The following is a 23,014-nucleotide window of genomic DNA, read 5'->3' as shown; positions in this document are numbered from 1 at the left end:
TTAGCGAAGGGAGGTATTTTGAATGATTCAAACCGAAACCCGTTTAAGAGTAGCTGACAATTCTGGTGCTAAAGAAGTTCTAGTTATCAGAGTATTAGGAGGCAACAATCAAAAATATGCAAATATCGGGGATGTAGTAGTTTGTACTGTCAAAAGTGCAACGCCTGGTGGAGTTGTAAAAAAAGGCCAAGTTGTTAAAGCGGTTATCGTTAGAACTAAAAGAGGGGTAAGGAGATCTGACGGTTCATATATAAAATTCGATGATAATGCAGTAGTAATTATTAAAGATGACAAAAACCCAGTGGGGACTCGTATTTTTGGACCAGTAACAAGAGAATTAAGACGAGGAAATTATATGAAGATTATATCCTTGGCACCGGAAGTAATTTAAGAGGAGGTGTAGAGCGTGAACATAAAAAGTGGAGACACAGTAGTTGTAATTTCAGGTAAAGATAAGGGAAAAACTGGGAAAGTAATGAAAGCTTTTCCTAGAGAAAATAAGGTTATCGTTGAAGGTGTAAATATTGTAACAAGACATAAAAAACCTCAAGGGCCAACAAATCCTGGTGGAATTGTAAAATTCGAAGCGCCAATAAATGCATCAAAGGTTATGTTCTATTGTTCAAAAGATAAAAAAGGAGTTAGAATAGGGCATAAATTTGAAGCTGATGGTACCAAGGTAAGAGTATGTAAAAAATGTGGAGAAGTTTTAGATAAATAACAGTGAGAGGAGGTAAATAAATGACTTCCAGATTAAAGACAAAGTACATGGAAGAAGTAGTTCCTGCCATGATGGAGAGGTTTAACTACAAAAACGTTATGGAAGTACCTAAATTAGAAAAAATCGTTATAAATATGGGAATAGGGGAAGCTAGAGACAATCCCAAGGTTTTAGAATCAGCAGTAAATGAATTAGCACTTATTACAGGGCAAAGACCAGTAGTAACTAAAGCCAAAAAGTCTATTGCTAACTTTAAAGTTAGAGAAGGTATGAATGTTGGGGCTAAGGTAACACTTAGAGGAGATAGAATGTACGACTTTTTAGATAAATTTATGAATATTGCCCTCCCTAGAGTAAGAGACTTTAGAGGCGTAAGTGATACATCATTTGATGGAAGAGGAAACTATGCGATTGGTGTAAAAGAGCAACTAATATTCCCAGAAATCGAGTACGATAAAGTTGAATCTATAAGAGGTATGGATATAATAATCGTAACAAGTGCCAAAACAGACGAAGAAGCAAAAGTATTCTTAGAAAAAATGGGGATGCCTTTTAGAAAGTAAAAAGGAGGGAAATAATTTGGCTAAAAAATCAATGATAGCTAAACAACAAAGAAAACAAAAGTTTAGCTCACGTGAATACAATAGATGCAAGATTTGTGGAAGACCTCATGCTTACTTGAGGAAATATGGTGTTTGCCGTATTTGTTTTAGAGAATTAGCATATAACGGGCAAATTCCAGGTGTTAAAAAAGCTAGTTGGTAAAACTAACGTTTGAAAGGAGGTAACAACTATGATGACAGATCCAATCGCAGATATGCTAACGAGAATCAGAAATGCTAACAGTGCAAAACACGATTCAGTTGATATACCAGCGTCAAAAATAAAGAAAGAAATCGCAAGGATTCTCTTAGAAGAGGGATTCATAAAGGGATTTGATGTTATAGACGATGGAAAGCAAGGAATCATAAGAATAGATTTAAAATACGGCAAGAACGGTGAAAAGATAATCAGTGGAATAAAGAGAATATCTAAGCCGGGACTTAAAGTATATGCTAAGAACGAAGAACTACCTAGAGTTTTAGGAGGACTAGGAATAGCAATCATTTCTACTTCAAAGGGAATAATGACAGACAGACAAGCTAGAAAAGAAAATGTAGGCGGGGAAGTAATCTGCTACATTTGGTAATAAATGATTATTTGAATAGGAGGTGCACTCATGTCAAGAATTGGGTTGAAGCCTATCAATATACCAAGTGGAGTAGAAATTAAAATATCTGATAAGAACTTGGTAGAAGTAAAAGGCCCAAAAGGAAAATTAACAGAACAAATAAGTCCAGATATGGAAATAAAAATAGATAATGGAGTTTTGACAGTATCCAGACCATCTGATTTAAAAAGACATAAATCTTTACATGGTCTTTCTAGAACATTAATAGCAAATATGATAACTGGAGTAACAGAAGGCTTTGAGAAGAGCCTAGACATAGTAGGAACAGGATATAGAGCAGCAAAACAAGGGAACAAATTAGTTCTTACTCTTGGTTATTCTCATCCAGTTGAATTAACAGATCCTGAAGGAATAACTGTAGAAGTACCAGCTCCAAACAAGATCATAGTAAAAGGAATCGAAAAACAAAAAGTTGGTAATTACGCAGCAAAAATTAGAGACTTAAGAAGACCTGAGCCATATAAGGGCAAAGGTATTAAATACTCAGATGAAGTTGTCAGACGTAAGGTCGGCAAGACTGGTAAGTAGAAAGGAGTGAACAGATTTGCTAAAGAAAATAGATAAAAACGAAAAAAGAAAAATTAGACATAGAAGAGTAAGGCAAAAGGTAAAAGGCACTCCTGTGAAACCAAGATTAAATGTCTATAGAAGTACAAGTCATATTTATGCTCAAATAATAGATGATGTAAACGGAAATACTTTAGCACAAGCTTCAACACTTGACAAATCATTAAATTTGACATCAACAAAAAACAAAGAAGCTGCTAGAGTAATAGGAGAAACAATTGCAAAAAGAGCAATGGAAAAAGGGATAACAGAAGTTGTCTTTGATAGAAGTGGATATATTTATCATGGGAGAGTAAAAGAACTTGCTGAAGGAGCAAGAGAAGCAGGCCTTAAGTTCTAATAGAAGGAGGGGAATTAATGGAACGTTCATTTATAGATGCAAGCGAATTAGATTTACAAGAAAGAGTTGTTAGCATAAATCGTGTTACTAAAGTTGTTAAGGGCGGTAGAAACTTTAGATTTAGTGCACTTGTAGTTGTAGGAGATGGGAATGGTCATGTTGGAGTAGGCATGGCTAAAGCTTTGGAAGTACCTGAAGCTATCAGAAAAGCTGTACAAGACGCTAAAAAACATATAATCGAAGTACCTCTAGTTGGAACTACAATTCCTCACGAAGTAACAGGGGTATTTGGTGCAGGAAGAGTGCTTTTAAAACCATCAAAAGAAGGTACTGGAGTTATCGCAGGAGGCGCAGTTCGTGCAGTTTGTGAGTTAGCAGGAATTAAAGATATAAGAACAAAATCCCTCGGTACTAACAACCCTAGAAATGTTGTTAACGCTACAATAGAAGCTCTTAGCTCATTAAAAAGAGCAGAAGATGTTGCAAAATTGAGAGGGAAAACAGTAGAAGAATTATTCAGTTAGGGGGAGAAAAATGGCTACAATTAAAATAAAGCTTATTAAGAGTCCCGTTGGGAAACCTGAGAGCCAAAGAAAAGTTGTAGAAGCACTTGGATTCAGGAAAGTTAACCAAGTTATAGAAAAAAATGATACCCCTCAGATTAGAGGTATGATTAATAAAATTAACTACATGGTTGAAATAATAGACTAGTAAAGGAGGTGTGCTAATTGAAGCTAAATAACATAAGACCAAATGCTGGCGGAGGTACTATGCCAAAGAAAAGACTTGGTAGAGGTATAGGATCAGGACACGGTAAAACATCTGGCAAAGGTCATAAAGGACAGAATGCGAGATCAGGAGGTGGCGTTAGACCAGGATTTGAAGGAGGTCAAATGCCTTTATTCAGAAGAACTCCAAAAAGAGGATTTACAAATATATTTGCTAAAGAATATGCTATTGTAAATCTATCTGATTTAAATAGATTTGAAGAAAACACCGTCGTTACTCCAGAAATTCTATTAGAAGAGGGGATTGTAAAATTAAATAAAAACAAAGTTGGAATAAAAATTCTTGGCGACGGAGAATTAGATGTTAAGCTTACGGTTAAAGCTCACAAATTTAGTAAATCTGCTGCTGAGAAAATCGAAGCTTGCGGGGGAAAGGCAGAGGTGATTTAGATGCTTACTACCTTGAGAGATGCATGGAAAATACCTGAGCTTAGAAAGAAAATGATATTCACCATGCTTATGCTAGGCGTTGTAAGATTAGGAGCAGCCATACCAGTTCCTTATATGAACAAAGAGATCATAAGAACAATATTTAATGCAAATCAAGGATCTATCTTGCAATTTTTAGACATGATGGCAGGTGGAACATTTAGTGAATTTAGTATATTTGCTGCTAACATATATCCATATATCACAGCATCCATCATCATTCAGCTTCTAACTATAGCTATTCCTAGACTAGAGGAATTAGCAAAAGAAGGAGAAGAAGGAAGAAAGAAAATAAATAGAATCACAAGATATAGTGCAATTGTGCTAGCTTTAGTAACAGCATCTGGTTATACATTTGGATTATTTAGATCCGCTTTAGAAACAACAAATGCAATGCAGAATGTAATTGTAATACTATCAATGGTTGCTGGTACGGCATTTTTAATGTGGATAGGTGAATTAATTACAGAAAAAGGGATCGGAAACGGAATTTCACTATTGATTTTCATTGGGATAATAGCAAAACTACCTTCTGATTTTATTTCCAAATTTAGATTGGTACAAGCAGGACAAATTAGCATTATCTCGATGATTATATATCTAGTAATAATGTTATTGACTGTAGCATTTGTAGTAGCTCTTCAACAAGGAGAAAGGAAAATACCAGTACAATATGCTAAAAGAGTAGTAGGTAGAAAGATGTATGGAGGACAAAATACACATATACCAATCAAAGTATTAATGGCAGGGGTAATACCAGTAATATTTGCATCATCATTGTTGTCATTGCCTCAAACTATTTCTCTTTTCTGGAGTGGTGGAGTTTCAAACTGGATAACTAAATATCTTACACCACAAGGTACTGTAGGTTTGGTAGTTTATCTAGTACTAAATGTTGTACTAATAATATTCTTCACATATTTTTATACTACAATACAGTTTAACACTGTTGAATATTCAAAGAATTTGCAACAACATGGTGGATTTATACCTGGAATTAGACCAGGAAGGCCAACATCAGATTATTTACAAAAGGTTGTAAATAGAATTACATTTGTAGGAGGAGTTTCATTAGCAATACTTGCCTCACTACCAATCCTTATATCGAGATTGATGGGAATGCAGGTCAACTTTAGTGGGACTGCTGTAATTATAGTTGTAGGTGTAGTTCTTGAAACTGTAAAACAAATCGAATCTCAAATGTTGATGAGACACTATAAAGGTTTCTTAAAATAACTAATTAGGAGATGATGAAATGAGGCTAATATTGTTGGGGCCGCCAGGAGCTGGAAAAGGAACACAGGCATCGGCGATTGTTAAGAGATACAATATCCCCCACATATCTACTGGAGATATATTTAGAATGAACATAAAGGAAAATACTCCTTTAGGGAAAGAGGTTAAACATTATTTGGATGCAGGCCTACTTGTCCCTGATGAACTTGTAGTAGACATCGTTAAGGATAGAATCAAAAAAAGCGATTGTAAAAATGGTTTTTTATTAGATGGATATCCAAGAACCATAAAACAAGCTGAAGTTTTAGATGAAGAATTAGCTAAAATGGGGACTAAACTTGATGCTGCGATAAATATATTTCTAGATACACAGCTTCTAATCGAAAGAGCAGTTGGAAGAAGACTCTGTAAAAACTGCGGCGCTACTTACCACATTAAATTTCATCCTCCTAAACAACAAGGCATTTGCGATAAATGTGGCGGAGAACTTTATCAAAGGGATGATGATAAAGAGGAAACAATAAAAAAGAGGATCGAAGTTTATATCAATCAAACAAAGCCTCTTATAGAGTATTATAAAAATAGAGAAATCCTTGTTAACATTGATGGATCACAGTCTATCGAGAACACATTTGATCAAATTATAAATGCTTTAGAAAAATAAAGAGGTGAAAACTATAATGGATTCCACTGATGACTTATCCATCGGGCAGGTGGTTAAGTCTAGAGCAGGACGAGACAAAGGTAGGATCTTCGTCATACTAGAAATAATAGACAAAGAACATGTCTATGTCGTAGATGGAGATTTGAGAAAATTAGACAACCCCAAAAAAAAGAAAGTAAAGCACTTAGTTGTGTATAATACAATTATTCAAGAAATGAAAGACAAGATAGAAAATGAAGTAAAAATAAACAATGCATATATAAGAAAAATATTAGAACCTTTCAATAAGAGTTTCTAAAAGATAGAACAGGAGGTTCGAATCCAATGGCTAAAAAAGATGTAATAGAAGTAGAAGGCACAGTAATAGATGCGCTTCCAAATGCCATTTTTAGAGTAAGACTAGATAACGGACATGAGATTTTAGCCCATATTTCTGGAAAACTCAGAATGAATTATATCAGAATTCTTCCAGGAGACAAAGTTACTGTGGAATTATCACCATATGATTTAACTAGGGGCAGGATTACTTGGAGAAACAAGTAGCATAGGAGGGATAATATGAAAGTAAGACCATCCGTTAAAAAGATGTGCGAAAAATGTAAAATAATAAAGAGAAATGGGAAAGTAATGGTCATCTGTGAAAACCCTAAACACAAACAAAGACAAGGTTAATATTTAAATAGGAGGTGTACCAAATTTATGGCCAGAATCGCAGGCGTTGACTTACCAAGAGACAAAAGGGTAGAAATCGGTTTAACATATATATATGGTATCGGCAGACCTAGAGCTAATGAAATTCTTAAAAAAGCTGGAGTAAACCCAGATACTAGAGTAAAAGACCTAACAGAATCTGAAATCTCTAACCTAAGAGCAGTAATAGACACATATAGAGTAGAAGGTGACTTAAGAAGAGAAGTAGCTATGAACATTAAGAGATTAAAAGATATAAACTGTTATAGAGGGATAAGACACAAAAGAGGGCTTCCAGTAAGAGGTCAAAGGACAAAGACAAATGCAAGGACTAGAAAAGGTCCAAAGAAATTAGCTACTAAGAACAAGTAGGAAAAGGAGGGAAGCAAAGTTGGCACCAAAAAAAGGTAAAACCACACGTATAAAAAGAAGAGAACGTAAAAATATAGAAAGAGGACAAGCGCATATATCCTCAACATTTAACAATACAATGGTAACTTTGACAGATATGCAAGGAAATGTAATTTCTTGGGCTTCAGCAGGACAATTGGGCTTTAGAGGTTCAAGAAAATCAACTCCATTTGCTGCACAAGAAGCAGCAGAAGAAGCTGCAAAAAAAGCAATGGAACATGGATTGAAAACAGTAGAAGTATATGTAAAGGGACCTGGTTCAGGTAGAGAAGCCGCTATAAGATCACTTCAAGCTTCAGGACTTGAAGTAAGCTTAATCAAAGACGTAACTCCAATTCCTCACAACGGCTGCAGGCCACCTAAGAGAAGAAGAGTATAACAGGAGGTGTACAATTAGATGTCAAGATATACAGGACCAAGCTGCAGACTATGCCGTAGAGAAGGAACAAAGTTGTTTTTAAAAGGCGACAGATGTTACAGCGACAAATGTGCATTAAATAAAAGAAATTTTGCGCCAGGACAACATGGCCAAGGTAGAAAAAAATCAACTGAATATGGTATGCAGCTTAGAGAAAAACAAAAAGTACGTAGATTTTATGGTTTAACAGAATCACAAATGAGAATGTACTTTGATAAAGCAGATAAAATGAAAGGTATAACAGGGGAAAACTTACTTCAATTATTGGAAATGAGATTAGACAATGTTGTATATAGAATGGGATTTGCTTCATCAAGAGCAGAAGCAAGACAACTAGTAACTCATGGGCATTTCTTGCTAAATGGAAGAAAGGCAGATATACCATCACTCATAACTAATGTTGGAGATACAATAGAAGTAAAAGAGAAAAGCAAATCCAGTGAAAAATTCAAATCATTAATGGAAAACAAAGCTGGAAATACTGTTCAATGGGTAGATGTAGACGCTGAAAAAATGAGAGGTACTATAGTAGCTCAACCTTCAAGAGAAGATATAGATCTTCCAGTAGAAGAACACTTAATCGTTGAGTTATATTCAAAATAATAATTGCAAAACTAGTTGCCCTCGTCCATATAAAAACTTTTTTAAGGAGGGTTATTGTTTATGATAGAAATCGAAAGGCCAAAGATAGAAGTTGTAGAGTTATCAGAAGACGGGAAATATGGTAAATTCGTTGTAGAACCACTCGAAAGAGGCTATGGCACTACATTAGGGAATTCTTTAAGACGAGTGCTTCTATCTTCACTACCAGGGGCAGCCATCTCAACAATAAAAATTCAAGGTGTGATGCATGAATTTTCAACCATACCAGGAGTGGTTGAAGATGTTCCAGAAATCATTCTTAATATAAAAGAAATTGCTGCAATAATGTATTCTGATGAACCTGTGACTATGATAATAGATGAAATAGGACCAAAAGAGATAACTGCTGGAGATATAAAAGCTGGTGCTGATGTGGAAATAGTAAATAAAGATCTGCATATTGCCACAGTCAGTGAAGGGGAAAAACTCTACATGGAGATGGAACTAATCAAAGGTAGAGGTTACAACCTAGCTGAAAAAAATAAAAAGGAAGGGCAAGCTGTTGGAGTGATTCCGGTTGATTCCCTTTTCACACCAGTTACTAAAGTCAATTTTCATGTAGGAAACACTAGAGTTGGGCAAATAACAGACTATGATAAATTAGAACTCGAAGTTTGGACAAATGGAACTATGAGTGCAGATGAAGCAACTTCTTTAGGAGCTAAAATACTCATGGAACATTTGAATTTATTCATAGGACTAACAGACAGAGTTAATGATGTGGAGATAATGGTTGAAAAAGAAGAAGAACCAAAAGGCAAGGCCTTAGAGATGACAGTAGAAGAACTAGACTTGTCTGTTAGAAGCTATAATTGCTTAAAGAGAGCAGGAATTAATACTGTAGAGGAATTGACACAAAAAACTGAAGAAGACATGATGAAAGTTAGGAATTTAGGGAAGAAATCTCTAGAAGAAGTACAGAAAAAACTTGCCGAATTGGGACTTAGCCTAAAGAAGAGCGAGGAGTAATTTTAACAAGCAAGGAGGGAATGAAATGACAACATTAAGAAAACTTGGCAGACCATCTGATCATAGAAAAGCTATGCTTAGAAATCAAGTTACATCCCTACTCAGAGAAGGTAGAATTGAAACTACTGTAACAAGAGCTAGAGAAACAAAAAGGATGACTGACCAAATGATAACCTTGGCTAAACGAGGAGATCTGCACGCAAGAAGGCAAGCCTTGGCTTATATATATGATGAAGAAGTAGTAAAAAAACTGTTTGATGAGATTGGCCCAAAATACAAAGACAGAAATGGTGGATACACTAGAGTCCTTAGAGTTGGACCACGAAGAGGAGACGGAGCTGAAATCGCAATACTAGAATTGGTATAATGGGAAGGGGATTAAGTTAAAGCTTAGTCCCTTTGTGCTATTTATCTTAATTAAACAACAATTGCAATCAAATTAACAATATGTTATATTTAGTTGAGAATACATTAAGTTCAGAGGAGACTCTAATGGAAAATGAAATTATGATTAAAATAGAAAATGTAAGTTATGAATATAAATCTTATATCGATGATTCTATTCAGCTGGCCGTAAAAGACTTAAGCCTAGAAGTAAAAAGAGGAGAATTTATTGCTATACTAGGCCACAATGGCTCAGGGAAATCAACATTAGCTAAAATGATGAATGGTATGATATTTCCTACTAGAGGGGAAGTCTATGTCAATGATATAAACACAAAAGATGAAGATAAAATATGGGACATCAGGAGTAAAGCAGGCATGGTATTTCAAAATCCTGACAATCAAATAGTAGCGACTATAGTAGAAGAAGACGTAGCATTTGGACCAGAGAATTTAGGGATACCACCTAAAGAAATAAGAAAGAGAGTAGATGAAGCGCTAGAAACAGTAGGAATGACAGAATATAAAAAACATGCCCCGCACTTATTATCAGGTGGACAAAAACAAAGAGTAGCTATAGCAGGCATTCTAGCAATGGAGCCAGATTGCATAATATTTGATGAACCGACAGCAATGCTAGACCCTTCAGGAAGAAAAGAAGTTATGGAGACTATAAAAAAGCTTAATAAAGAGAAGAACAAAACCATAGTACTCATTACTCATTTTATGGACGAAGCAGTATTAGCTGATAGAGTTATGATACTACATGATGGTGAAAATGTGCTCATGGGAACCCCTAAAGAGATATTTAGTCAAGTAGAGAAGCTTAAAGAACTTGGGCTTGATGTTCCTCAAGTCACTGAATTAGCCTATGAGCTTAGAAAAGAAGGATTTGAAGTAAAGAAAGATTGCATAACAATTGAGGAGCTGGTGGAATCGCTATGATAATAGAAATAGAAAATTTAAATTTTGTTTATAACCCAGGTACCCCCTTTGAGAAAAAAGCATTAGATGATGTCTCTGTTTCTATTAATGAAGGGGATTTTGTTGGGCTGATTGGACATACTGGCTCTGGAAAATCAACATTAGTACAACATTTAAATGGTCTTATAAAACCAACCAGTGGTAAAATAATAATTGATGGCATTGATATAACTAATCCTGAAACAAAGATGAAAGAAACTAGAAGAAAAGTGGGATTAGTATTCCAATATCCAGAACACCAGCTCTTTGAAGAAACTATATTTAAAGATATAGCTTTTGGTCCAAAAAATTTAGGCCTAACTGAAGAGGAAGTAGAAATAAGAGTAAAAGAAGCAATGGAATTAGTTGGGCTGGATTATGAAACATTAAAAGATAGATCCCCATTTGAGATATCAGGTGGACAGAAAAGAAGAGTTGCAATAGCAGGTGTAATTGCTATGAAACCGAAAGTTCTAATATTAGATGAACCTACAGCAGGTTTAGACCCTAAAGGTAGAGATGATATATTAGATGAGATTAAGAAACTTTATGAAAAAGAAAATATAACGATCATTCTCGTATCTCACAGCATGGAAGATATAGCAAGGCTTGCCAATACTATACTTGTGATGCACAAAGGCAAAGTAATTATGCATGATAAGACTAGAGAGATATTTAAATCAGCTGACCTTTTAGAAGACATAGGTTTAGATATACCTCAAGTTACTAAATTCATGAAAGCATTTAAAAAAAGAGGCCATGATGTTAGAGAAGATTGTTTAACTATAGAAGAAGCTAAAGAAGAACTAATTAGATATTTGAGAGGTACTAAAAATGCTTAAAGATATAACAATAGGACAATATTTTCCTGGAGATACTTTGGTACACAGATTAGATCCAAGAGTAAAAATACTCACATCTATATTTTTTATAATATCGCTATTTTTTGTAAAAGATTTTTATCCTTATATATTCATCATTTTATTCATAGCAACAGTTATAAAAACTGCCAAATTACCAATTAAGTTCATAATAAAAGGACTTAAACCTCTCATGTTTATAATCATCATAACATTTGTTATAAACTTATTATTTACTAGAGGAGAAGTCATATTTAGCCTTGGGCCAATATCAATCACAAGAGAAGGTATAAGTCAGTCTGTATTTATGGCTATTAGACTGATTCTACTCATAACAGGAACATCTTTGCTTACATTGACTACATCTCCAATTGCATTGACAGATGGCATTGAAAGTCTATTGTCACCATTTAGAAAGATAGGACTCCCATCACATGAATTAGCCATGATGATGACAATTGCACTTAGATTTATACCAACACTCTTAGAAGAAACCGACAAAATAATGAAAGCCCAAATGGCAAGAGGAGCAGATTTTGAAAGTGGAAATATACTCAATCGTGCTAGGAGCTTAGTCCCATTACTAGTACCACTATTCATAAACGCATTTAGAAGAGCAGATGAACTTGCAACAGCCATGGAAGCAAGATGCTATAGAGGTGGAGATGGTAGGACAAGATTAAATGAATTAAAATTTGATAAAAAAGATACTACTACTTTTTTAGTGATGCTTATATTTTTTGGATTTATAATGTCTACGAGGTATTGGTGAATAATATGAAAAACATTATGCTAACTTTAGAATACGATGGAACAAATTACTCGGGTTGGCAAATACAAGAAAATGCCAACTCTATTCAAGCAGAGATACAAAAAGCTATATATACCCTTACAAAAAAAGAGGTCACCCTAATAGGGGCAGGTAGGACAGATGCTAAAGTCCATGCCCTTGGACAGGTGGCAAATTTTTTTATAGAAACATCTATACCAGGGGAATCGTTTAAATATGCATTAAATGAGTATTTGCCAGAAGACATAAAAGCAGTATACTCAAATGAAGTACCAAAAGATTTTCATGCACGTTTCAGTGCTATTAAAAAAAGATACAGATATAAGATCTATCTAAGCGATGTTGAAAGACCACTATTACGAAATTATGCCTATCAAATAGATAGAAATTTAGATATAAACAAAATGAAAGAGGCATCTAAGTATTTAATTGGTACACATAATTTTACAAGCTTTGAAGGAAGAAGAAGCTTTACAAAATCTAAAATACGGACACTTCACTCAATAGAGATACATAAAAGAGATGAATTTATAGATATAGTAGTAGAAGGCGAGAGTTTCTTGCGAAATATGGTGAGGATAATCACAGGTACCCTAGTAGAAGTTGGGACAGGAAAGAAGAACCCATCAGAAATAAAACTGATATTAGAAGCACAAGATAGAAGGCTTTCAGGACATACTGCCCCACCACAAGGGCTTTACTTAGAAAAAGTTTTTTATGACATATTTAAGTAAAAATTTTTTTTAATTGCTATTAAAATATATCTCATTCTTCCGATACTATAACCAAGAAGGAAAACTTCTTTGGCCGAGATGATCATAGGCCAAAACAAATGAACACGGAAGTTCATAAAAAATTCAAGGAGGAAGAGAAATGAGAATTAATCAAAACATTTCAGCAATGAACACTTATTCAAGACTAACAGCAGCAAACAATGCAAAGAGCAGCTCTTTAGCAAAACTATCATCAGGCTTAAGAATCAACAAAGCAGGAGATGATGCAGCAGGACTAACAATTTCTGAAAAGATGAGAGGGCAAATCGGAGGACTTAATCAAGCAATTAGAAATGCACAAGACGGTATATCTTTAATTCAAACTGCTGAGGGAGCATTAAACGAAACTCACTCAATTTTAAACAGAATGAGAGACTTGGCAGTACAAGCAGCAAATGACACTAATACAAATGATGACAGAACAGCTATACAACAGGAAGTAAATGAATTAGTTAGTGAATTAGATAGAATAGCAGATACAACACAATTTAACACTCAGGCTTTATTAGATGGGACTTTCTCATCAAAGATCATCCATATCGGAGCTAATAGTGGAGAAGCATTGACTGTAAGTATATCAAGTATGAAAGCAGGGGCTCTATCAGTTAGCGGTCTTAGCGTTTCAGATCAATCCAGTGCTGATGGTGCAATAACAACTATAGATGCAGCAATAAAAAAAGTATCAGAAGAAAGATCTAAATTAGGTGCATATCAAAACAGACTTGAACACACAATAAACAACTTAACAACAACATCAGAAAACTTATCAGCTGCTGAATCAAGAATTAGAGATGTAGACATGGCAGAAGAGATGATGAAATTCACAAAGAACAACATCCTAAGCCAAGCTGCAACATCAATGCTTGCTCAAGCAAATCAAATGCCACAACAAGTACTTCAACTATTACAATAGTTAAAAAACTATTTAAATTAAGTAAAATAAGCGATCAAATTGGTCGCTTATTTTTTTGTGATTTGCTTGACATGCGCCCTTACATGTATTAGAATATATTAGAGTGTTTAAAAAGAGCCCGGAACTTTTTGTAAACACAACCCAAATTAATTTGAATATAAATGATTAATCGTAGTAGGGAGGGAAATAGATGAAAAGCTACATGGCAAAGCCAAATGAAGTAGAGAGAAAATGGTACGTAATAGATGCTACAGGTAAACCACTAGGAAGATTAGCCTCAGAAGTTGCTTCTATATTAAGAGGAAAGAAAAAACCAATATACACACCTCATGTTGATACTGGCGATTACGTAATTATAATAAATGCTGAAAAAGTTAAATTTACTGGAAATAAAATAAATCAAATGAGCTACACATATCATACTGGATACCCTGGAGGACTTAGACAAGTACCATACAACCAATTGATAGAAAAAAATCCTGAAAAAATCATCGAATTGGCAGTAAAGGGAATGCTACCAAAGAACACACTAGGTAGACAAATGTTTAAGAAATTAAAAGTATACAGTGGGCCTGAGCACAAACACGAAGCTCAAAAACCAGAACTATACGAATTTTAGTTAATGGAAGGGAGGATAAGTAAATGGCAGTAGCGCAATATGCTGGAACTGGAAGAAGAAAAACTTCAGTTGCTAGAGTTAGATTGGTTCCTGGAAACGGCAAAGTTAAAGTAAACGATAGAGACATTGAAGAATATTTTAACTATGAAACACTAAGAACCATTGCAAAAGAACCATTGGTAGTAACTGAAACTTTAGATAAATATGATGTTTTAGTAAATGTACACGGTGGTGGATTTACTGGACAAGCTGGAGCAATAAGACATGGTATTGCAAGAGCATTGATTGAAGCTGATCCTGAACTAAGACCATTGTTAAAGAAAGCAGGTCACTTAACTAGAGACCCAAGAATGAAAGAAAGAAAGAAATATGGTCTTAAAAAAGCAAGAAAGAGTCCACAATTCTCAAAGAGATAATATTAAAGCTAGATTGTATAAACAATCTAGCTTTTTTAAATCCTAATTTATCTCAATACTTTATCAGCCTCTTTTAATGATTCTATGATTGACAAATGCTGTGGGCAAACAGCTTCGCAGTTTCCACATTCAATACAATTTGATGCATCCATATTGTTTTCTATTAACCTTTGATACATCTTTTTAGATTCTTCCAATTCATCAAACACATACACATTGTTATACAACTCAAAAACTCTTGGAATATTTACACCGGATGGGCAAGGCATGCAATATTCACATGCAGTACATCCTACTTTAAAGCCTTCCATATAAATCTGTGTAGCTTCATCAATCAGTCTGATTTCATCAGGAGTTAGTTTCGTATTTTCACTGGCTACAGCGATATTTTCCTTTACTTGTTCCAATGTAGACATACCGCTTAAAACAACTGATACTTCCTCTTTATCAAACACCCATTTTAGTGCCCATTGAGCAGGTGATCTATCTATATTAGCTCTGCTAAATACATTTTTTATCTTATCTGGAGCTTTAGCAAGTTTTCCTCCCTTTACAGGCTCCATAACTACTACATATAATCCTTTATCTTTAGCATATTTAAGACCTTTTAGACCTGCTTGGTAATTTCTATCTAAATAATTAAGTTGAATTTGACAAAAATCCCAATCATAGCTATCGACAATTTTTTCAAACGCTTCATATTCATCATGGAATGAAAAACCAATGTATCTTATTTTTCCTTCTTCTTTAGCTTTTTTAACAAAGTTAAAAACCTCTAAATCTACTATTTTATCGAATCTTTCAGCATCCAAAGAGTGTAGCAAATAAAAGTCAATATGGTCTGTCTTAAGATTGTCAAGCTGTTCATCAAGGTATTTCATGAAATCCTCTTTTGTTTTAGCTAACCACACTGGATTTTTAGTAGCTAAATACACTTTATCCCTATATCCCTCGCTTAATACTTTTCCAACGAATTTTTCACTCATACCGCCATGATATGGGTAAGCTGTGTCTATGTAGTTGACACCATTTTCAATAGCATAAATTAGCATTTCCCTTGCTTTTTCTTCATCTATTGCCTTTTGATCTCCATTTAATATAGGAAACCTCATACATCCAAAACCTAATTGTGAAACCTTTAACCTATCGTTAGTAAAATAACTATATTGCATTAATATACCCCCTTATGTATAATGAAGCTAACAAATTCGCTTTTCTAAATATTCTACCATAAGAATAGTTTAATTAAAAATTACAAGGGTAGAATATTTATGTATTAATTATATCATAAAAAAGAAGGAGTGATTAAATGAGTGCAAAAAAAACGCCTATTTACGATGAACATTTAAAGCTCGGCGGTAAAATCGTTGAGTATGCGGGATGGCTAATGCCAGTCGAATACGAAGGATTGGTTGCCGAGCATGAAGCTGTTAGAAACGATTGCGGGCTCTTTGATGTATCCCATATGGGAGAAATAACAATAAAAGGCAAAGATGCCACTAAATTTGTCGATTATCTCATGACAAATGACATAAGCGCTATGACGAATAATCAAGTTATTTATACGCTTATGTGCAATGAGAAAGGTGGAGTAGTGGACGACTTACTGGTTTATCGCTTTGATGAAAACTATCTTTACTTAGTTGTAAATGCTGCAAACACTGATAAAGACTATGACTGGATTTTAAAACATATAAATGGTTTTGAAGTACAGGTGGAAAATATATCTGATAATATAGGCGAAGTTGCACTTCAGGGTCCAAAAGCACAAAAAGTGCTGCAAAAGCTCACCGATTACGACCTTAATAGCTTAAAATTCTTCCACTTTGTGGATGGAATAGAAGTTGCAGGAGTAAAAGCCATGGTTTCAAGAACAGGCTATACTGGAGAAGATGGCTTTGAAATCTACACAGATAGAAAAGATATCGTAAAAGTATGGAGAGAAATATTAAAAGCAGGAGAAGAAGAAAATATTAAACCTGCAGGGCTTGGATGCAGAGATACACTAAGATTCGAAGCCTCACTCCCACTCTATGGACATGAATTTGATGATGAGATCACTCCACTTGAAGCAGGATTTAAATACTTTGTCAAATTAGATAAAAATTCTAACTTTATAGGTAAAGAAGCTTTAAAAAAACAATTAGATGAAGGGTTAAAAAGAAAACTTGTAGGTTTTGAAATGATAGACAGAGGAATACCTAGAGAGGGATATGAAGTGTATAAAGATGGTGAAAAGATTGGGCATGTCACCACTGGATACCACTCTCCGACCTTAAAGAAAAACATAGGCAATGCACTCATAAAAACTGAATTTGCTGAAATTGGCACGCCTATTGAAATAATGATTAGAAACAAACCTTGCAAAGCTCAAGTAATCAGCAGAAAATTTTTAAATAAGAAAAAATAGGGGGTTTTAAGATGAAAGTATTAAAAGGATTGTATTACACAGAGGATCATGAATGGGTGAAAGTTGACGGCAATTATGCTTATATCGGCATCACTGACCATGCTCAACACAATTTAGGCGATATAGTATATGTAGATTTGCCTGAAGTGGATGATGAGTTTGATAAAGGAGATGCTTTTGCAGCAGTTGAATCAGTAAAAGCAGCAGCAGATGTATATATTCCAGTAAGTGGGAAAGTAGTCGAAGTAAATGAAGAACTAATTGACGATCCCGCTCTGTTAAACGCAGATGCTTTTGAAAATTGGATTGCAAAAGTCGAATTAAAAGATAAATCAGAATTAGATGAACTTATGTCAAGCGATGATTACGAAAGCTTTTTAGAAGAGGAGGAATAAGATGTATCCTTATATACCACATACACAAAAAGATGTGGAAGAGATGCTTAAAAAGCTTGGCTTAAAGGATATCGAAGAACTTTTTAATGATATACCTGAAGATGTCAAATTGAATAGAGAATTGAATTTACCTAAAGCAAAGAGTGAGTTAGAGGTAAGAAATAGATTGATGGAGCTTGCTAACAAGAACTGTTCGGTATCGAAAATGACTTCATATTTAGGAGCTGGAGCATATGAACACTACATTCCTTCAGTAGTAAATCATATTATCTCCAGAAGTGAATTCTATACCGCATATACTCCTTATCAACCTGAAATAAGCCAAGGGACTCTTCAATACATCTTTGAATTTCAAACTCTCATAAGCGAATTGACAGGCATGGATGTATCTAATGCATCACTTTATGACGGCGGAACTGCAGTTGTAGAAGCTGCTTTGATGTCTTGCGCTTATTCTAAAAGAGATAACATTATAATATCTAAGACTGTTAAACCGGATGCAAGGACAATACTAAAAACATATGCCCATGCACAAAATTTAAATGTAATTGAAGTAGGAATAGATGACGGAGTAACTGACTTAGACGAGCTTTCAAATTTAGTAAATGAAAACACAGCCGCCGTCATAGTTCAAAGTCCAAACTTTTTTGGAATAATCGAAGATTTAGAGAAAATGTCAGAGATAGTTCACAAAGTCAAAAAAACTACTTTTGTAGCTTCAGTTGATCCTATATCACTTGGTATACTTAAAAGACCAGGAGATTTAGGGGTAGATGTAGTAGTAGGGGAAGGACAATCCCTAGGCATACCTCTTAGCTTTGGAGGCCCATATCTTGGCTTTATGGCAGCTAAAAAAGAATATATCAGGAAAATGCCAGGTAGAATAGTAGGACAAACAGAAGATATGGATGGCAAAAGATCATTTGTGCTAACGCTTACAGCTAGAGAACAACACATAAGAAGAGAAAAGGCAACCTCGAATATATGCTCAAACCAAGGGTTAAACTCGTTAGCAGCTACTGTGTACATGGTGACACTAGGCAAAAAGGGAATTAGAGAAGTAGCTCTTAAATCCACACAAATGGCACACTATGCTTATGAAGAACTAACCAAATCAGGAAAGGTTAAACCATTATTCAACAAGCCATTCTTTATAGAGTTTGCATTAAAAACTGACAAACCAACTGAAGAGATAAATCAAAGATTGCTTGAAAATGAGATAATCGGTGGATATGATCTATCAAAAGAATACCCTCAATACGAAAATAGCTCCTTATATGCTGTTACAGAAGTAAGAAAAAAAGAAGATATTGATAAGTTAAAGAGCGTATTGGAGGGGATACTATGAGAAATTACGATAAACTGATATTTGAAATCTCAAAACCAGATAGAATTGGATACAAATTACCTGAATTAGATATAGAAGAAAAGCCTATTGAAAGTTTGATTCCTGAAGAGTTTTTAAATAAAGAGGAATTAAACTTACCAGAGGTATCAGAAGTCGATGTTATTAGGCACTATACAAATTTATCCAATAAAAACTATGGAGTTGACACAGGATTTTATCCATTAGGTTCTTGTACAATGAAATATAATCCTAAAATCAATGAGGATATGGCTAGACTAGATGGCTTTGCAAATATTCATCCATATCAACCACTATCTTGTGTACAAGGCTCATTAGAGTTGATGTATGAACTTCAAAACTACCTATGTGAGATATCTGGAATGGATGAAATAACTCTTCAACCAGCAGCAGGAGCACATGGAGAGTTGACTGGTGTCATGCTGATAAAAGCATATCATGAAAGCAGAAATGACACAAAGAGAAACAAAATAATCGTTCCTGACTCTGCACATGGAACAAATCCAGCTACAGCAGCTATGGCAGGTTACGAGATTATAGAAATAAAATCAAATAAAGATGGACTAGTTGATTTAGAGCAATTAAGACAAGCTGTGGGGGATGACACAGCCGGATTGATGCTTACAAATCCTAATACTTTGGGACTATTTGACAAAGGAATAAAGGAAATAGCTAAAATAGTTCACGATGCAGGAGGCCTATTATACTATGACGGTGCAAATGCCAATGCCATATTAGGCTATGCTAGACCAGGAGATATGGGATTTGATGTAGTGCACTTTAATTTGCATAAGACATTCTCAACACCACATGGTGGTGGAGGACCAGGCTCAGGGCCAGTAGGTGTAAAAAAGGACTTAGTTCCATTTTTACCAGTACCAATAGTTAAGAAGGATAATGAAAAATTTTATCTTGACTACGACTATCCACAGTCTATTGGAAAGATAAAGGATTTTTATGGGCACTTTGGAATATTGGTAAGAGCTTACACTTATATACTATCAATGGGAAGTGATGGACTAAAGAAAGCTTCTCAAATGGCAGTTCTAAATGCAAATTATCTCAAAGAGCACTTAAAAGAAGATTACTATTTGCCAATAGACACAATCTACAAGCACGAGTTTGTTTTAGGTGGGCTTAAAGACTCATTAAGTGAGGTAATAACTTTAGATGTTGCAAAGAGATTGCTAGACTATGGGTATCATCCACCAACAGTCTATTTCCCACTTATCATAAATGAGGCTCTTATGATTGAGCCAACCGAGACAGAAAGCAAAGAAACTCTGGATGAATTTATTGAGGCTATGAAGAATATAGCAAAAGAAGCAAAAGAAAATCCAGAAACTTTAAAGACCGCACCACATAATACAGTGGTTAGAAGACCAAACGAAGTTAAGGCAGCAAGAGACATCATCGTAAAATACGAAGGGTAGGTGTATTGTTTGACAAAAAAAATAGCAATAATTGGTGCTGGCCCAGGAGGATATGTAGCAGCTATACGAGCTGCTCAACTTGGGGCAGATGTGACACTAATAGAAAATATAAGAGTGGGTGGAACTTGCTTAAATAGAGGTTGCATCCCTACAAAGACTTATTTTACTAATGCAAAGATTTTATCGGACTTAAGAAGGGCAAATGAGTTCGGAATTGAAGTTGATGGATTTAGAATGAATGGAAAAGCTTTGCTTAAGAGGAAAGAAGAAGTTGTTGAAAATATCGTAGGAGGAGTTGAAAAGCTCATATCCTCCTATAAAAATATCGAATTCATAAATGGAAAAGCTAGCTTTGAGAGTTCAAACACATTGAAGGTTACTTTAAAGAATGGTGAAGAAAGAACAGTTACAGCTGATGATATCATTATAGCAACTGGTTCTTCTGCTCAAATGACAGAGACAAAGGGTGTAGACTTAGAGGGAGTGATCACATCTGATGAACTTCTAGAGCTTGACGAAATACCTGAAACTTTAATTGTAGTAGGAGGAGGAGTCATAGGTCTTGAATTTGCAAGCATATACCAAGAACTAGGGTCAAATGTCATACTTTTAGCATCTAGAATTTTAAAAGATGGCGATAAAGAAATTGCTAAAAGACTCACTCCAACTTTGAAAAAGCAAGGAATAGAAGTTTATGTAGATATCAGAGCAAAAGAAATTATTAGAGAAAACAACAAACTAAAAGTAATCGCTAAATACAAAGAAAAAGACGAAGAAATTACAGTAGAAGGAGATTATGTTTTAATTGCATCAGGCAGGGCTCCAAATGTAAATGGCTTAAACTTAGAAAATGTGGGCATAGAATATTCGCCAAAAGGCATCAAAGTTGATGACAATTTTGAAACTACAGTACCTCATGTTTACGCAATAGGAGATGTAAACTCAAAAGGCATTCAACTCGCACATGTGGCTTCTGCTCAAGGAGAATATGTAGTAGAAAAAATATTAGGAGAAAACCCAGATATAAACTTGGATGTATATCCATCTTGTGTGTTTACGATGACTGAGGTAGCACAGGTTGGCTTTACTGAAGAGAAATTAAAAGAGATGGGCAGAGATTATAAAGTTAGCAAATTCATGTTTTCTGCAAATGGAAAAGCTGTAGCATTAGGGGAAGCTGAAGGGATAGTTAAAATAATTGCATCACCTGATGATGTGATACTAGGTGTTCATATCATAGGGCCTCACGCAAACGACTTAATTCATGAAGGAGCTTTAGCTATTGCAAATAAATTGGATGCCAAAGCAATAACTAGGACTATACATGCACATCCAACACTATCAGAAGCATTTTCAGAAGCGACATTAGGGTTAGATGATAAAGCCATTCACATGGTACCAAAAAGGAAAAGAAAATAAATTAGGCAGCGAATTCGCTGCCTAAATTTATCATGGGGGAAACCAATGAAAAAAAATATTTCTAAATCATACTACATTTATATTGTAGCACTTATTTCGATTTTAATGTTATCATTAGGTGATAGTTTCTTTAACTTTGTGTTAAGTTTTGACGAAAACATACTTTTGTTTTTAGACAACAATCAATATCCAAACTTATTAAATGCTATGAAGTTTATATCGTTTATTGGCTCATCCGCTTTTTTAGTTCCAGCTATATCAATAACAGTAGTACTTCTAATCTTCAGAAAGAAATATAGAGAAATATTAATGATAATATCAGCATCTTTAGGGAGTCTAGGCATAAACTCACTATTAAAAAACATCATTAAAAGAGAAAGACCTGTAGAATTCTTTAAAGCAATCGAAACCTCATATAGTTTTCCAAGTGGGCATGCAATGGTTGCAGCAAGCCTCTCATTCACAATCGCATATATCTTAACTAAAAATAAAAGTCAAGCTTCTAAGAAAAAAGCTTACATCATAGCTAGCATATACACTGTTTTAATGAGCTTTAGCAGGATATACCTTGGAGTTCATTATCCAACAGATGTAATATTTGGCATGTTTTATGGCATAACATTATTTATTCTAATAAGAGATTTATTTCTCAAATTCTAGAGTGCTTTTTTCTTCAATAAATTGGTTTGTATATAATTTATAGTAATAGCCTTTGTTTTTAATAAGCTCTTTGTGAGTGCCTTCTTCAATTACTTCTCCATCGTGTATGACAAGTATTCTATCAGCATTCTTTATAGTCGAAAGCCTATGGGCTATGACAAAACTTGTTCTACCCTTTAATACTTTGTTTATTGCTCTTTGAATTATCAATTCAGTTTCAGTGTCAATAGATGAAGTGGCTTCGTCAAGCACAAACAATCTCGGATTTCTGACAATTGCCCTAGCAAAAGATATCAGTTGTTTTTGTCCAGTAGATAGTAGCCCTCCACCTTCACCAACTTCAGTATCATAACCTTTTTCCATTTGAATGATAAATTTATGAGCATCCACCAATTTGCAAGCCTCAATTATTTCTTCATCGGTCGCATCTAACTTTCCATATCTAACATTTTCTTTTATAGTTCCACTAAAAAGGTGAGGTGCTTGAAGCACATAACCTAGGTTTTC

General features: G+C 34.7%; 35 protein-coding genes. 33 read left to right on the top strand and 2 right to left on the bottom strand.

Translation table 11 applies throughout. The features are described 5' to 3' along the window. Positions 1–22: 22 nt before the first annotated feature. The 27 genes from rplN (at position 23) to rpsI (ending at position 14,824) form a co-directional block, all read left to right on the top strand. The gene (rplN, locus tag ACTB1H_RS04750; protein WP_463261688.1) at positions 23–391 is read left to right on the top strand and encodes a 50S ribosomal protein L14; all 369 of its coding nucleotides are present in this window, start codon (positions 23–25) and stop codon (positions 389–391) included. 15 nt (positions 392–406) lie between these two features. After that, on the top strand, positions 407–721 hold the full coding sequence (gene rplX / locus ACTB1H_RS04745) for a 50S ribosomal protein L24 (protein WP_463261687.1): 315 nt from the start codon (positions 407–409) through the stop codon (positions 719–721). A gap of 20 nt (positions 722–741) precedes the next feature. Continuing rightward, positions 742–1,284 carry a 50S ribosomal protein L5 gene (rplE, locus tag ACTB1H_RS04740; RefSeq protein ID WP_463261686.1) on the top strand — a complete coding sequence of 181 codons (543 nt, stop codon included), beginning with the start codon at positions 742–744 and terminating at the stop codon, positions 1,282–1,284. A gap of 16 nt (positions 1,285–1,300) precedes the next feature. Continuing rightward, positions 1,301–1,486 carry a type Z 30S ribosomal protein S14 gene (locus ACTB1H_RS04735; RefSeq protein WP_463261685.1) on the top strand — a complete coding sequence of 62 codons (186 nt, stop codon included), beginning with the start codon at positions 1,301–1,303 and terminating at the stop codon, positions 1,484–1,486. Between the two features lie 28 nt (positions 1,487–1,514). Continuing rightward, the gene (rpsH, locus tag ACTB1H_RS04730) at positions 1,515–1,910 is read left to right on the top strand and encodes a 30S ribosomal protein S8 (RefSeq protein ID WP_463261684.1); all 396 of its coding nucleotides are present in this window, start codon (positions 1,515–1,517) and stop codon (positions 1,908–1,910) included. 30 nt (positions 1,911–1,940) lie between these two features. Beyond that, positions 1,941–2,480: a 50S ribosomal protein L6 gene (rplF, locus tag ACTB1H_RS04725; RefSeq protein ID WP_463261683.1), complete on the top strand. Its 540-nt coding sequence runs from the start codon at positions 1,941–1,943 to the stop codon at positions 2,478–2,480. Between the two features lie 16 nt (positions 2,481–2,496). Continuing rightward, entirely contained in the window at positions 2,497–2,859 is a 363-nt protein-coding gene (gene rplR / locus ACTB1H_RS04720) for a 50S ribosomal protein L18 (RefSeq protein ID WP_463261682.1), read from the top strand. A 17-nt stretch (positions 2,860–2,876) separates the two neighbouring features. Continuing rightward, entirely contained in the window at positions 2,877–3,383 is a 507-nt protein-coding gene (gene rpsE / locus ACTB1H_RS04715; RefSeq protein ID WP_463261681.1) for a 30S ribosomal protein S5, read from the top strand. Between the two features lie 10 nt (positions 3,384–3,393). Next, positions 3,394–3,570: a 50S ribosomal protein L30 gene (rpmD, locus tag ACTB1H_RS04710; RefSeq protein WP_463261680.1), complete on the top strand. Its 177-nt coding sequence runs from the start codon at positions 3,394–3,396 to the stop codon at positions 3,568–3,570. Positions 3,571–3,587: 17 nt separating this feature from the next. Then, the gene (rplO, locus tag ACTB1H_RS04705) at positions 3,588–4,037 is read left to right on the top strand and encodes a 50S ribosomal protein L15 (protein ID WP_463261679.1); all 450 of its coding nucleotides are present in this window, start codon (positions 3,588–3,590) and stop codon (positions 4,035–4,037) included. Continuing rightward, positions 4,038–5,312: a preprotein translocase subunit SecY gene (secY, locus tag ACTB1H_RS04700; protein ID WP_463261678.1), complete on the top strand. Its 1,275-nt coding sequence runs from the start codon at positions 4,038–4,040 to the stop codon at positions 5,310–5,312. 19 nt (positions 5,313–5,331) lie between these two features. Beyond that, positions 5,332–5,976 (top strand): adenylate kinase, encoded by a 645-nt coding sequence (locus ACTB1H_RS04695; protein WP_463261677.1) that lies wholly within the window; start codon positions 5,332–5,334, stop codon positions 5,974–5,976. A gap of 16 nt (positions 5,977–5,992) precedes the next feature. Next, positions 5,993–6,274, top strand: coding sequence for a KOW domain-containing RNA-binding protein (locus ACTB1H_RS04690; protein ID WP_463261676.1), 282 nt, complete (start codon positions 5,993–5,995; stop codon positions 6,272–6,274). Between the two features lie 26 nt (positions 6,275–6,300). Beyond that, positions 6,301–6,519, top strand: a complete 219-nt coding sequence (gene infA, locus ACTB1H_RS04685; protein ID WP_169578638.1) for a translation initiation factor IF-1 — start codon at positions 6,301–6,303, stop codon at positions 6,517–6,519. Positions 6,520–6,534: 15 nt separating this feature from the next. Beyond that, entirely contained in the window at positions 6,535–6,648 is a 114-nt protein-coding gene (gene rpmJ, locus ACTB1H_RS04680; RefSeq protein ID WP_010244353.1) for a 50S ribosomal protein L36, read from the top strand. Between the two features lie 27 nt (positions 6,649–6,675). Beyond that, on the top strand, positions 6,676–7,038 hold the full coding sequence (gene rpsM / locus ACTB1H_RS04675) for a 30S ribosomal protein S13 (RefSeq protein WP_463261675.1): 363 nt from the start codon (positions 6,676–6,678) through the stop codon (positions 7,036–7,038). Positions 7,039–7,057: 19 nt separating this feature from the next. Continuing rightward, positions 7,058–7,456, top strand: coding sequence for a 30S ribosomal protein S11 (gene rpsK / locus ACTB1H_RS04670; RefSeq protein WP_135270133.1), 399 nt, complete (start codon positions 7,058–7,060; stop codon positions 7,454–7,456). 18 nt (positions 7,457–7,474) lie between these two features. Further along, on the top strand, positions 7,475–8,098 hold the full coding sequence (gene rpsD, locus ACTB1H_RS04665; protein WP_463261674.1) for a 30S ribosomal protein S4: 624 nt from the start codon (positions 7,475–7,477) through the stop codon (positions 8,096–8,098). 60 nt (positions 8,099–8,158) lie between these two features. Then, the gene (locus ACTB1H_RS04660) at positions 8,159–9,106 is read left to right on the top strand and encodes a DNA-directed RNA polymerase subunit alpha (protein WP_463261673.1); all 948 of its coding nucleotides are present in this window, start codon (positions 8,159–8,161) and stop codon (positions 9,104–9,106) included. Between the two features lie 25 nt (positions 9,107–9,131). Further along, positions 9,132–9,473 carry a 50S ribosomal protein L17 gene (gene rplQ, locus ACTB1H_RS04655; RefSeq protein WP_463261672.1) on the top strand — a complete coding sequence of 114 codons (342 nt, stop codon included), beginning with the start codon at positions 9,132–9,134 and terminating at the stop codon, positions 9,471–9,473. A 140-nt stretch (positions 9,474–9,613) separates the two neighbouring features. Continuing rightward, the gene (locus tag ACTB1H_RS04650) at positions 9,614–10,435 is read left to right on the top strand and encodes an energy-coupling factor transporter ATPase (RefSeq protein ID WP_463261689.1); all 822 of its coding nucleotides are present in this window, start codon (positions 9,614–9,616) and stop codon (positions 10,433–10,435) included. After that, complete coding sequence (locus ACTB1H_RS04645; RefSeq protein ID WP_463261671.1) at positions 10,432–11,295, top strand: energy-coupling factor transporter ATPase; 864 nt, start codon at positions 10,432–10,434, stop codon at positions 11,293–11,295. Before ACTB1H_RS04650 ends, ACTB1H_RS04645 begins: the two co-directional genes overlap by 4 nt. Further along, a complete protein-coding gene (locus tag ACTB1H_RS04640; protein ID WP_463261670.1) occupies positions 11,288–12,085 on the top strand; it encodes an energy-coupling factor transporter transmembrane component T family protein in 798 nt (265 codons plus the stop codon). Before ACTB1H_RS04645 ends, ACTB1H_RS04640 begins: the two co-directional genes overlap by 8 nt. Before the next feature lie 5 nt (positions 12,086–12,090). Next, positions 12,091–12,837 carry a tRNA pseudouridine(38-40) synthase TruA gene (gene truA / locus ACTB1H_RS04635; protein WP_463261669.1) on the top strand — a complete coding sequence of 249 codons (747 nt, stop codon included), beginning with the start codon at positions 12,091–12,093 and terminating at the stop codon, positions 12,835–12,837. 139 nt (positions 12,838–12,976) lie between these two features. Next, positions 12,977–13,789 (top strand): flagellin N-terminal helical domain-containing protein, encoded by an 813-nt coding sequence (locus ACTB1H_RS04630; protein ID WP_463261668.1) that lies wholly within the window; start codon positions 12,977–12,979, stop codon positions 13,787–13,789. Positions 13,790–13,979: 190 nt separating this feature from the next. Then, positions 13,980–14,408, top strand: coding sequence for a 50S ribosomal protein L13 (gene rplM / locus ACTB1H_RS04625; RefSeq protein WP_463261667.1), 429 nt, complete (start codon positions 13,980–13,982; stop codon positions 14,406–14,408). A 23-nt stretch (positions 14,409–14,431) separates the two neighbouring features. Beyond that, positions 14,432–14,824, top strand: coding sequence for a 30S ribosomal protein S9 (gene rpsI, locus ACTB1H_RS04620; RefSeq protein WP_463261666.1), 393 nt, complete (start codon positions 14,432–14,434; stop codon positions 14,822–14,824). 47 nt (positions 14,825–14,871) lie between these two features. Here the strand turns inward: rpsI and ACTB1H_RS04615 are convergent, their stop codons facing one another. Next, positions 14,872–15,996 (bottom strand): aldo/keto reductase, encoded by a 1,125-nt coding sequence (locus ACTB1H_RS04615; protein WP_463261665.1) that lies wholly within the window; start codon positions 15,994–15,996, stop codon positions 14,872–14,874. Positions 15,997–16,133: 137 nt separating this feature from the next. Between ACTB1H_RS04615 and gcvT the strand changes: the two genes are divergently transcribed. The 6 genes from gcvT to ACTB1H_RS04585 are packed head-to-tail and all read left to right on the top strand — an operon-like array spanning position 16,134 to position 22,507. After that, positions 16,134–17,234, top strand: a complete 1,101-nt coding sequence (gene gcvT, locus ACTB1H_RS04610; protein ID WP_463261664.1) for a glycine cleavage system aminomethyltransferase GcvT — start codon at positions 16,134–16,136, stop codon at positions 17,232–17,234. A gap of 11 nt (positions 17,235–17,245) precedes the next feature. Then, a complete protein-coding gene (gene gcvH / locus ACTB1H_RS04605; protein ID WP_463261663.1) occupies positions 17,246–17,629 on the top strand; it encodes a glycine cleavage system protein GcvH in 384 nt (127 codons plus the stop codon). Between the two features lies 1 nt (position 17,630). Then, positions 17,631–18,977: an aminomethyl-transferring glycine dehydrogenase subunit GcvPA gene (gene gcvPA, locus ACTB1H_RS04600; protein WP_463261662.1), complete on the top strand. Its 1,347-nt coding sequence runs from the start codon at positions 17,631–17,633 to the stop codon at positions 18,975–18,977. Further along, positions 18,974–20,428, top strand: a complete 1,455-nt coding sequence (gene gcvPB / locus ACTB1H_RS04595; protein ID WP_463261661.1) for an aminomethyl-transferring glycine dehydrogenase subunit GcvPB — start codon at positions 18,974–18,976, stop codon at positions 20,426–20,428. The genes gcvPA and gcvPB overlap by 4 nt, the downstream gene beginning before the upstream one ends. Next, positions 20,429–21,847: a dihydrolipoyl dehydrogenase gene (gene lpdA, locus ACTB1H_RS04590; RefSeq protein WP_463261660.1), complete on the top strand. Its 1,419-nt coding sequence runs from the start codon at positions 20,429–20,431 to the stop codon at positions 21,845–21,847. A gap of 45 nt (positions 21,848–21,892) precedes the next feature. After that, positions 21,893–22,507, top strand: coding sequence for a phosphatase PAP2 family protein (locus ACTB1H_RS04585; RefSeq protein WP_463261659.1), 615 nt, complete (start codon positions 21,893–21,895; stop codon positions 22,505–22,507). Here ACTB1H_RS04585 and ACTB1H_RS04580 read toward each other — a convergent pair. Further along, the coding region (locus ACTB1H_RS04580) for an ABC transporter ATP-binding protein (RefSeq protein WP_463261658.1) at positions 22,490–23,014 on the bottom strand (525 nt) is incomplete at its 5' end. The genes ACTB1H_RS04585 and ACTB1H_RS04580 overlap by 18 nt on opposite strands.

It is taken from the genome of Soehngenia sp., assembly GCF_055108775.1.
The sequence above is the reverse complement of the archived record's forward strand: the minus strand, read 5'-3'. Positions and strand labels throughout refer to the sequence as shown.